At 42.1% G+C, this 458-nt stretch carries 1 protein-coding gene; it reads left to right on the forward strand.

The genetic code is table 11. The features are described from left to right. Positions 1 to 80: 80 nt before the first annotated feature. Positions 81 to 458 (forward strand): transcription antitermination factor NusB (nusB, locus tag SB660_RS19020; RefSeq protein ID WP_410583771.1); only part of this gene is annotated, 378 nt, incomplete at its 3' end.

The following is a 458-nucleotide window of genomic DNA, read 5'->3' on the forward strand; positions in this document are numbered from 1 at the left end:
ATGCGGATACGAAAAAAATATGTTATGATCTCTTTGTGGCTTAACGACAAGCGGATAAAGAGGATCAAAGGAGAAAGAAAATGAAAAGAAGAACAGCAAGAGAAAAAGCTTTGCAGGCACTATTTCAAATTGATGTCAGCGATATTGCAGTGAATGAAGCCATAGAACACGCACTGGATGAAGAAAAAACAGATCCTTTCTTTGAACAGCTTGTACACGGGGTATTGGAACACCAAGACCAGCTGGATGAAATGATCTCCAAGCATCTGGTGAATTGGAAGCTCGATCGGATTGCCAATGTTGACCGTGCGATTTTGCGCCTGGCAGCATATGAAATGGCATATGCCGAAGACATTCCGGTGAATGTCTCCATGAACGAAGCGATTGAGCTGGCAAAACGGTTTGGTGATGACAAAGCGACAAAGTTTGTAAACGGGGTTCTTTCTAACATTAAATCT

The sequence above is a fragment of the Bacillus sp. SIMBA_005 genome, assembly GCF_046535585.1.
Taxonomy (GTDB): domain Bacteria; phylum Bacillota; class Bacilli; order Bacillales; family Bacillaceae; genus Bacillus; species Bacillus pumilus.